General features: G+C 44.2%; 8 protein-coding genes. 6 read left to right on the forward strand and 2 right to left on the reverse strand.

Annotated elements, in window-relative coordinates; translation table 11 throughout:
* Window positions 1-295: 295 nt before the first annotated feature.
* From BM210_RS29205 to BM210_RS29225, 5 genes are all read left to right on the forward strand, one after another.
* Window positions 296-574, forward strand: coding sequence for a hypothetical protein (locus BM210_RS29205; protein WP_091176001.1), 279 nt, complete (start codon window positions 296-298; stop codon window positions 572-574).
* A 372-nt stretch (window positions 575-946) separates the two neighbouring features.
* On the forward strand, window positions 947-1,318 hold the full coding sequence (locus BM210_RS29210) for an IS66 family insertion sequence element accessory protein TnpA (RefSeq protein ID WP_091176003.1): 372 nt from the start codon (window positions 947-949) through the stop codon (window positions 1,316-1,318).
* Window positions 1,281-1,664, forward strand: coding sequence for an IS66 family insertion sequence element accessory protein TnpB (gene tnpB, locus BM210_RS29215; RefSeq protein WP_177238066.1), 384 nt, complete (start codon window positions 1,281-1,283; stop codon window positions 1,662-1,664). Before BM210_RS29210 ends, tnpB begins: the two co-directional genes overlap by 38 nt.
* 96 nt (window positions 1,665-1,760) lie before the next feature.
* On the forward strand, window positions 1,761-3,296 hold the full coding sequence (locus BM210_RS29220) for an IS66 family transposase (RefSeq protein WP_091176007.1): 1,536 nt from the start codon (window positions 1,761-1,763) through the stop codon (window positions 3,294-3,296).
* Between the two features lie 892 nt (window positions 3,297-4,188).
* Window positions 4,189-6,492 (forward strand): RNA-binding domain-containing protein, encoded by a 2,304-nt coding sequence (locus BM210_RS29225; RefSeq protein ID WP_091176008.1) that lies wholly within the window; start codon window positions 4,189-4,191, stop codon window positions 6,490-6,492.
* Between the two features lie 437 nt (window positions 6,493-6,929).
* Here BM210_RS29225 and BM210_RS29230 read toward each other — a convergent pair whose 3' ends face one another.
* Window positions 6,930-7,157: a hypothetical protein gene (locus tag BM210_RS29230; RefSeq protein WP_143101118.1), complete on the reverse strand. Its 228-nt coding sequence runs from the start codon at window positions 7,155-7,157 to the stop codon at window positions 6,930-6,932.
* Window positions 7,158-7,165: 8 nt separating this feature from the next.
* Window positions 7,166-7,480 (reverse strand): rolling circle replication-associated protein, encoded by a 315-nt coding sequence (locus BM210_RS29235; protein WP_091176011.1) that lies wholly within the window; start codon window positions 7,478-7,480, stop codon window positions 7,166-7,168.
* Between the two features lie 402 nt (window positions 7,481-7,882).
* Between BM210_RS29235 and BM210_RS29240 the strand changes: the two genes are divergently transcribed.
* Window positions 7,883-9,214, forward strand: coding sequence for an IS3 family transposase (locus BM210_RS29240; RefSeq protein WP_091176013.1), 1,332 nt, complete (start codon window positions 7,883-7,885; stop codon window positions 9,212-9,214).
* Window positions 9,215-9,264: the final 50 nt, after the last annotated feature.

Consider the following 9,264-nt stretch of genomic DNA (forward strand, 5'->3'; position numbering starts at 1 on the left):
ACGCTCCGGTCGCTACCGTCGCTTTTTTGGGGACAATTTAGGGGTTCTCGTTGTTATACTCAAAGTGGAAATGTCTCTGGCGCTTGGTTGATTTTTATGAGAATTAAACTAACGGAAACAGAGAGCTGAAAAATTATTACTGAACAGATTGCCACGGCAGCAAGCTAAGAGGCATGATAGTATTGTCTTGAAGGTGAAAGATTATTTGAAATATCGTTTGGAGTTTCAAATTAGAGCGAGTGGCTAATGTAATTTTTAAACATAATTTCGATAGCTAGAAATGGAGCCAATTAGTATGATTGTAAAGATTGACTTTGGAATGCATGAGGAGTTTATTGATATTGCCGATGAACTGGAGGAACAGATTGAACAATTACAGAGAGAGTTTCTTGACTGGTTATACAATAAAGAAATAGATCATCAATATTGGATTTATAAAGACGGAAGTAAATGGGGGGTTAGTTATAGATCATCGGCCTTCATAGAGTGGTTGAATAATAAGATAACTGTATCTAAGGAGTCAATATTACTTGAAGGGAACCAATTCAGCTCAGTTAGAACTATTTATTTTTAAGAACTAATGAAGAATAACAGATGCTGTTACGCTATCGGGTACGATAGCTGAATAAGAGTTAGGCTCATGGCTATTGGGAGGGGTCGTTTTTTTTCTAAGAGAGGACGCCAGATGTTGCAAGATCTATGCCACCTCCCCAAAAATCCTCAACATCACGCGGCGGCGGATTGTGGATTTACCACACAACGGTTCAGAATCCTGAATCCCTGTCCCATCAAGGGTTTAAGCCGCTTTTGGGGACAGGGGTTCGACAGTAAGCGTCTAATAAGAAGGTGTATTCCAAACCAGTCTAGACTTTGAGACAATTCCGTTAGAGTAAGTCGTTGGAGTTTTTCGACTCTACTCGAAAAACTCTAATGGGAGTGTGTCCAATTGCAAACTGTAGAAATGAGGAATCGCTATCGACTCCAGCAGTGGATCGAGATCATTCGTGACTGCCGTTCCAGTGGTCAGACCGTGGTGCGCTGGTGTGCCGATCACGAAGTCAATGTGAAAAGCTATTACTACTGGCTTCGAAAAATCCGTGAAACTACTTGTGAATCTCTCCCTGCCTTCTCTTCCCCGAATCAATCGACTCTGGTCCCTGTCCCTTCCTCATTGCGGATGAACTCTCCACGTCCCGAAGTGAGTCAGGAGCAAGCGGCCATCATCCTTCGTACGGATGCCGTTACGATTGAAATTCATCCGCATGCGTCTACTGCACTTCTTGAACAGACGCTTCGCATCCTGCAGTATGTTCGGTGATATCTCTAAGGCTGAACAGCTGTATATCGCCTGTGGCTATACGGATATGCGAAAATCCATTGACGGTCTTATTCACTTGGTGCAACACCAGCTACAGTTGAACCCGTTTCAGAATCATTTGTTTCTGTTCTGCGGTCGCAAGCGCGATCGGATGAAAGCCTTGTACTGGGAAAGCGATGGATTCGTCCTGTTGTATAAACGACTGGAATCCGGCCAATACCAGTGGCCCATGGATGCGGAGGCCGTACGCTCGATCACGCCACAGGAGTTTCGATGGTTGCTAGAGGGACTGTCGATCCATCAGCCGAAAGCGGTCAAAAAGCTGGGCTTCACTCCTTCCATGTAGGTCAAAGCAGAGCCGAAAACTCTTATAAAATCTGGGTTTTTACACAATTCTATGGTATAATGATAGGCATAGAAGACAGTGAAGGAACGGTATCTCATGAGCCCCTTGGAACAGCTACAAAAGATGGAGCATCGCATCGGCGACCTGGAAAAAGAGAATAAACGGCTACAGGAAACCGTGCAATTTCTAACGCAGAAGCTGTACGGCAAAAGCTCCGAGAAAACGGCTTCCCTCCCCATAGGTGTGGAGCAACTGTCTTTATTTGATGAGGCAGAGACAGCTGCTTCACGCACTGCACCGGAGCCAACCATCGAGCAGATCCAAAGCTACCAGCGGAAGAAGCAGGTTGGTGAACGATCAGAACTCCTTCAGGATCTTCCGCATGAGAAGCAACTTTGCCAGGTTCAGGACCGTTGTTGTGACGTATGCCACAGCGAGCTTGTCTGGGTGGGGGAAGAGTTTGTGCGTACGGAAGTGGAGTTTATCCCTGCCCGCGTGCAAGCCATTGATATCTACAGGGAAACCTTAGAGTGCCGGGCCTGTCGGAAAGAGGACAAGCCTCAGATGAAAAAGGCAACGACGCCAACGCCTGTCATCCAGCATTCGATGGCCTCAGCTTCCTCGGTGGCATGGGTGATGTACCAGAAGTTTGTGAACAGCATGCCACTGTACCGCCAGGAGAAGGAATGGAAGAGCATCGGCCTTGACCTGAGTCGGGCCACGATGGCGAACTGGATGATCGCGGCCACGAGAGACTGGATGAAGCCGCTGGTGAATCGACTGCATGAGCTGCTTGTACAAGAGCGATATCTGCATGCGGATGAGACGCCCTTACAGGTGATGAATGAGAAGGGACGGAAGAACACGACCCCCTCCTACATGTGGATCTACAGCAGTGGGCAGCGTAGTGCACATCCCATACGGCTCTTTGAGTACCAACCAGGACGAGGGGCGAAGTACCCACAAGCGTTCCTGAAAGGGTTCAAGGGATATTTGCACAGCGATGCCTACTCCGGCTATACGAATCTAGCAGGGACGACATCTTGCCTATGCTGGGCACATCTTCGGCGTAAGTTTGTCGAGGCATTACCACCGGAGGCGAAGCATCCGGAAGGGACCCTTGCAAGTGTTGGGGTCGCCTATTGCAACAAGCTTTTTGAGCTGGAGGCACAGTTTGCCTCACATCCTCCTGAAGAGCGAAAGGAACAACGTCTGGTGCAGGAAAGGCCTGTACTCGATGCTTTTTGGTCATGGGTAGAAACGGCCAAAGGCAAGGTGCTTCCCAAATCCAAGCTAGGCGAAGCGCTGAAGTATGCGCGTAACCATAAGCAAGAGTTGATGAATTACTTACAAGATGGGAACTGTGTGATCTCGAACAATCTAGCTGAGAACAGCATTCGTCCCTTTACAGTAGGACGTAAAAACTGGCTATTCAGCGGTAGTCCACGGGGTGCAACCGCAAGTGCGGCGATCTACAGCATCGTAGAGACAGCAAAGGCAAAAGGATTGAGCCCCTACAAATATCTAGTCTATCTGTTGCAACAGTTACCAGCGGTTGCATTTCGTCAGCAGCCGGAGCTCCTTGATGCGTACCTTCCATGGAATCCGGCAGTTCAACAACATTGTAAATAACGTAGAGCCTGTGGGTCTTCATGAACCATGGGTTTTTCTTTTTCAATACACTATCTTATTAGACGCTTACGTTCGACACGGTTGAATCAAAAAATAGCGACGGTACTGACGGCTGCGTTAATGACGCTTCGGTCGCTTTTTTAGGGACAATTAGGGGTTATATAAGATGAACTAAACATCATGACAGCAAAAAGGCGCTGAGAAGCAGACCCTTCTTCCAATCGCTGTTGCAGCCAGATTCTTGGTATTCTGAGCCCCATAGGGGTAAGAATCCGTCTGCAAAGGCGAACACTTCGTTTCTCCAGAAGGGTCCGCTTTCTACGGTCGGGCTGTGTGTTTCTTTTGTTCATCTTACATAGAACCATTTATCGAGTTCGTCGGGATTCGGCCTAGATGGTCTTTGATGGTCTTGGGATTCTGGAAGCTTATACTCCTCGTCGTGACCTTTCAGGGCGATCCGAGGTTTAGCTCTAGCGTTAGGAAGGGGTCTTTAAGCCGGAGATAGAACAGCTCGGCAACTTCCCTTGCTCAAGTGAGCGCGGAGGGAATCGTTCCTCCTTGAAATTCAGGTGTATCTGAGAATACCCTAAGGTTTCCAGTCTTTTATTAGTAAATCCTTTAATTTTATGATTGAGATTGTAAAGCTCTGACGGTACGGTCGCTTATTTGGGATGTTCAGAGGTTAGGTTTGAAATCAATCATCAGGATTTGGATATAACATTCAAAGACGGCGACGAGGGAATGTCAGCAAAATTATGAATGGAAAGGTGCTTTCCACACATATTTAAGCTGTCTGGAGACTCTTGAAAATACTAAAATATTTATAGCCAACATTTACCAAATACTATAAAATAGTAATAAATTAGGTCTAATGATTTAGGAGGTTAAGACTTTGGAATTGATTTTGCAAGCAATACGAAATGGTAGATTAGATGATGCTTTAGCTGACGAGCTATCAAAGAAAAGATTTGAAAGTATGTTGTGGGATTATAAGGAAATAATGTTGCTTGATGCAGCAGGAAAAGCCGAACTGGCTAGAGACTGTACTGCATTTCATAATACAGATGGAGGATATATCCTTGTTGGAGTAAAAGACAAAACCTGGAAAGTATTAGGTGTAGAAGAATCGATACTAAGGGCTATTGATCAGACACAAATTAATAACGCGATACACTCATACGTAGGTGAAAGATTCAGTGTGACATATAGAATTTGCAGGATTAACGGATGTCCACAACCATTAGGTCTTATTTATATCCCGCCTAGGCAGGGAAGACCTGTTATTATTCAAAGCAACGGACCACAGGTTGGTAGGGATTTGTATTTTAGACAAGGTGATATATTCGTTCGTATTGGTGACTCAAGCAAACGGGTTACCAATGACATCCAATTTGAGCAACTATGGAATAAAGAGACAACATTAATAACTAGCAATTCTGATTCTACAGGTTGGGAGATTGTTGAGTATGGTTTCAGGCTACCGCCTAAACCTGAGCCGTTAGTTGGTCGAGAAGAGTATAAGGAAAGAGTGCTACAAAGTTTGGATTCTAAAAATAGATGGTGGATTACATCTATTGAGGGATTAGGTGGAGTTGGTAAAACAGCACTCGCTTCAGAAATTGTATGGGAACTTTATAAAAGTAATAGATTTGAATCGATAATCTCTGTAACCGCCAAAAATAGAGAACTAACACCAAGTAAGATAATGCCTCTAAAACCTGAGTTAGTTGGAATAGATTCGGTGGTGGACGCAGTTTTAGAAGCTAATGGATTTAGTGAGGAATTAAAACTTCCATTGAATGAACGTATCGAGGTTGTCAAGCAGCTTCTAGAAATGACTGAATCTTTAATTTTTTTGGATAATTTGGAGACAGTGGATGATTCACGTGTGTTTGAATTTCTTAAAAATTTACCTAATCCAACAAGGGCTTTAGTGACCTCACGCCGTCAACCAGAAACTGGTGAAGATCGTATTAAGTTAGAAGGACTCAACACCACAAATTCTCGTGTATTAGTCAATAAATTGATTGAAGAATATCAAATACCCTATACTGTTGATGAACATGATCGTGATAGAGTTACGAAAATTTCAGGAGGGCTGCCATTAGCTATTATCTGGTTAATTGGACAAATTAGGTTGCAAAACTCAACTGCCTTCCTTAGTAATATTAATGGAGAAGTACCAGAAATTCCTGAGCAGATACTTGAGTTTAGTTTTAGAAATATGTTTAATCTTCTATCAGATGACCAAAGATTAATTTTAAAGTTATCTGCACTTGTCCCTGATGAATCATTTAATTTGGAACAGTATATGCACCTAACTGAATGGGGTAGAGATAGAACAAATAAAGCTATTAATGGTCTTGTGCAAAGTTCATTCTTTATAAGAAATGAATCTGAAACTGGTTCGACATTTACGGTTCTTCCAATAACAGCCTCTTTTGCATACCAAGAACTGATGTCAATGGGTGACTATGTAACGACCGTTCGTACTAAGTTGAGAGAAATGCAATATCGTCAACGTGATGCTAATACAATTGTAGACTACCTTCAAAGTCTGTTTCACGGTCGCAATGAAGCAGAACAACTAGCTGTTGGACTAGCAAAGGCTGCAGCGGAGGAATATGCAGCTGGTAATTATGAAAAGGGGAGAGAGTTCTTTGAACAAGCGGAGGCATATTACGATAAGAGTCCATATTTATTTTACACTAGGGCTACCTCCGAATTAAATGCTGGCAATTCTGGACATGCGTATGTCTACTTTGACCGGGCAACACGATTAATTGAGAGACCAACTTCGAAAGATTCTGTTGTATGGAAAATTTGGGGACAGGCACTTAAACAAGAGGGGAACTGGAGGGAAGCGGTTGATAAATTAGCAATTGCCCTTTCATTAAATGAGAAAGATCCATATTGTTTACATATGATGGCATTCTGTCAAAGTAAATTAGGCCAATACCCTGCAGCGGATAAGTACTATACACGTGCTTTGGAAATTATTGAACAAAATAATCCAAAACAAAAACAGTTAACACTAACTTCCCAGGCACAAAACTTATATCAGTGGGGGAGAGACTTGGATCGTGCTTTAGAATTAACATATCAGATTGAGAAGTTACCTGGTTCGAAACGGCGAATACATTCTTTAAGAGCAGACATTCAACGAAAAATAAAAGCAAATAATAGTTCATACTAAGCAGCGTCACTAAAAATCCTGACCATCAAGCGCCGACGAATTGTGGATTTGCCACACAGCGGTTCGTCTCCATCAGAAAAACCCGCTAACTTAGCGGGTTTTTTGCTGCTCTAAGGGCTGATTTGTAGACGGATTGTAGACATGAATATTTTTTAATTTGTTTTTTGCTTGAGGCTGTAGACGAGATGTCTACAGCCTATGTGTGTCGTATGCGGGAACCCACCGTATTATCATGCCTTCTGTTATAGTCACTTAGAACCGCATAGAATCAAAAGTTTCCGTTCCCACTGCTGTGCTGTTCTCTTAATTTAGTATTCTTCATTACGAATTTCATTACGAATTTTTACGGCAATGGGTTCAAGAGAATTCGAGGGACACTCCACAGCCGGGACAGGTGTCTCATAGGCTTTAACTCGGTAACGTTATAAAGATGATCTTTATTTTGTCAGGTGGTAGGTTTCGAGTTGGATATAGTTCAGATAATCCACAGGAAAGTGGCGGGATTCCATCAGTTTCGGTACATACTCGCTTTCCTTCAACTTCGCCATCATCTCGTGAAAATCGCCCTTCACCGTCCTCGGCATAATCAGGTTCTTACTCTGGAGAAACAAGCGCTTCCCATACGAACGTTCATCCGCCTTAAAATCCCGCAGATTCTTAATCATGTCGAGCTTCAGCTTATTCCGGCGCTCCACCATCGCAGGCTGTAGATGCGCTTCAATTCGACGCTCCCCAGCGCCCAGATATCCCGAAACGTTCCATCCGCCAGTTCCGCTCTTGGAATATTCGGCAGATCGGTGAGCAGGTGGAAGTGAAGCGTGCCGCGCTGCTGAAAGGAACGGACGGCGAGATACTTAAAATCCCCGTACCGCTCACGCATCCGCTTCACCCAGTTCTCATAGTCCTTCGCCGCTTCATCCAGCGTCACGTCCGGCTTCTCGTAGGTAAGCGTGATGAACTTGTGGCCTAGGCTAAAGTTCCGGTCCATCAGGTGGCTTGCCCAAAATAAATAGCTCTTGCAGTATCAAGCAAGAGTTATTTGTTTTAGAGTCTGCTTATCACTTGTGGTTAACACCCACGATTCAATCTAAGAATCCCTCAAGATGAACCAATAGTTTATATTTCCCTCTTAATTTGGATGAATCTCGGATATTCTGGGTGCCCTGAGAACCATTCCAGATAATTGGTATTACTTTTTACCCCAGACGATTTCCCGCCGCGGGTATCATTTTTACGATTTTCATGTTGTCCTTAGCGCGGCAAAGGGCAAAAAGAAAACCACAATACGAGGGTGAACTGTAACCCGTAAGATGGACACTTGAAAAAAGTGACCTCTTACGGGTTTTTGTGCTTTAATCATACTATCGAGAATATATGGGGAATGAACATCATGAGGAAAATCAGAACAGGATTTACTGAAACAGAGATCAGGCTATTGGAGTCCAATCCGAACGTCAGCCGCGTATCGGGGAGAAACATCTCGTATGCTCCAGCTTTTAAACTCGCAGCAGTGCAAGCTAACCAGGCAGGAGAGCCGCCAATGGAGATTTTTTTGAAAGCAGGCTTTAGTATCGAGCTCGTTGGCCAGAGAACACCTACAGAAAACCTCTATCGCTGGAGAGAGACCTACGCTAAGTACGGTGAGGCTGGCTTGTTAGAAGAGCGCCGAGGCCTTGGAAGTACGGGTAGACGATCAAAAACGGAATCATCAGCGGAAGAGCAGCTGCAACAAGCAGAAGCTCGGATTAAACTCCTCGAAGCGGAGAACGAGCTATTAAAAAAGCTAGAAGCGCTCGAAAGGCGAAAAAGTAAGGAGTTGAAACCTTCCGAGCGCTTTCAGCTCATTCATCAAACGATTCGTAAGCATGACTTACGACGTTTAACACGTTACCTCTGTCAGATTGCCGGAGTAAGTGCAAGTGGCTATTACCGTTGGTGTAACGCTGAAGAGTCGCGTCAATTGCGAGAGACAGCCGATCAATACGACTTTCAGCTTATTAGGGAGCATTTTGAAGCGTTGAATGGGAAAGCAGGCGCATTGGTTATCAAAATGAGGCTGGAGAGATTGAATGGCATTGTCATGAATCATAAAAAGATTCGTCGTATCATGCGCAAGTTTGGGCTAGTAGCTACGATCCGTCAAACCAATCCCTATCGCAAAATGGCTAAAGCAACGCAAGAACATCGTACATGTTCTAATCTCCTGGAGCGTCAGTTTGATCAAGGAGAACCAGAGAAAGTCCTCCTTACAGACATCACATACATGCGCTATGGTAGCGGTCAGTGGGCATATCTTTCTTGTGTGAAGGACGGTGCTACGAAGCAGATTCTGGCACACTATCTATCTTCAACGTTGGAGCTATCCTTGGTTGAACGGACAATGGCTCACCTACTCAAACGATTGGATGGAAATATTCATCCAGATGCCATCTTCCATTCTGACCAGGGTATGCACTATACGCACCCGAAAACCCGCCTCCTCATCGCCGAAGCTGGGTTTAAGCAGTCGATGTCTCGTAAAGGGAACTGCTGGGATAATGCGTCCATGGAGACGTTCTTTGGTCATATGAAGGACGAGCTTGACTACAAGGACTGTAAATCTATTAAAGAGCTGCGGCTACGGGTCAATGAGTATGTGATCCACTACAATTCAGAACGCTATCAGTGGACACTAAAAAAGATGACTCCTGATGAATTCAGAAGTCATCTCCTAGCTGCTTAAGGCTTCAATACCGTTTTTTTAACACTGTCCATGATTGAGGTTACAGTTCA

The organism is Paenibacillus sp. 1_12, assembly GCF_900114475.1.
Taxonomy (GTDB): Bacteria; Bacillota; Bacilli; order Paenibacillales; family NBRC-103111; genus Paenibacillus_S.

Coding starts and splice junctions, on each gene's coding strand:
- BM210_RS29220 (WP_091176007.1), top strand. CDS start 1,761: ATGAGCCCCTTGGAACAGCTACAAAAGATGGAGCATCGCATCGGCGAC.
- BM210_RS29235 (WP_091176011.1), bottom strand. CDS start 7,480: ATGGACCGGAACTTTAGCCTAGGCCACAAGTTCATCACGCTTACCTAC.
- BM210_RS29230 (WP_143101118.1), bottom strand. CDS start 7,157: ATGATTAAGAATCTGCGGGATTTTAAGGCGGATGAACGTTCGTATGGG.
- BM210_RS29205 (WP_091176001.1), top strand. CDS start 296: ATGATTGTAAAGATTGACTTTGGAATGCATGAGGAGTTTATTGATATT.
- BM210_RS29240 (WP_091176013.1), top strand. CDS start 7,883: ATGAGGAAAATCAGAACAGGATTTACTGAAACAGAGATCAGGCTATTG.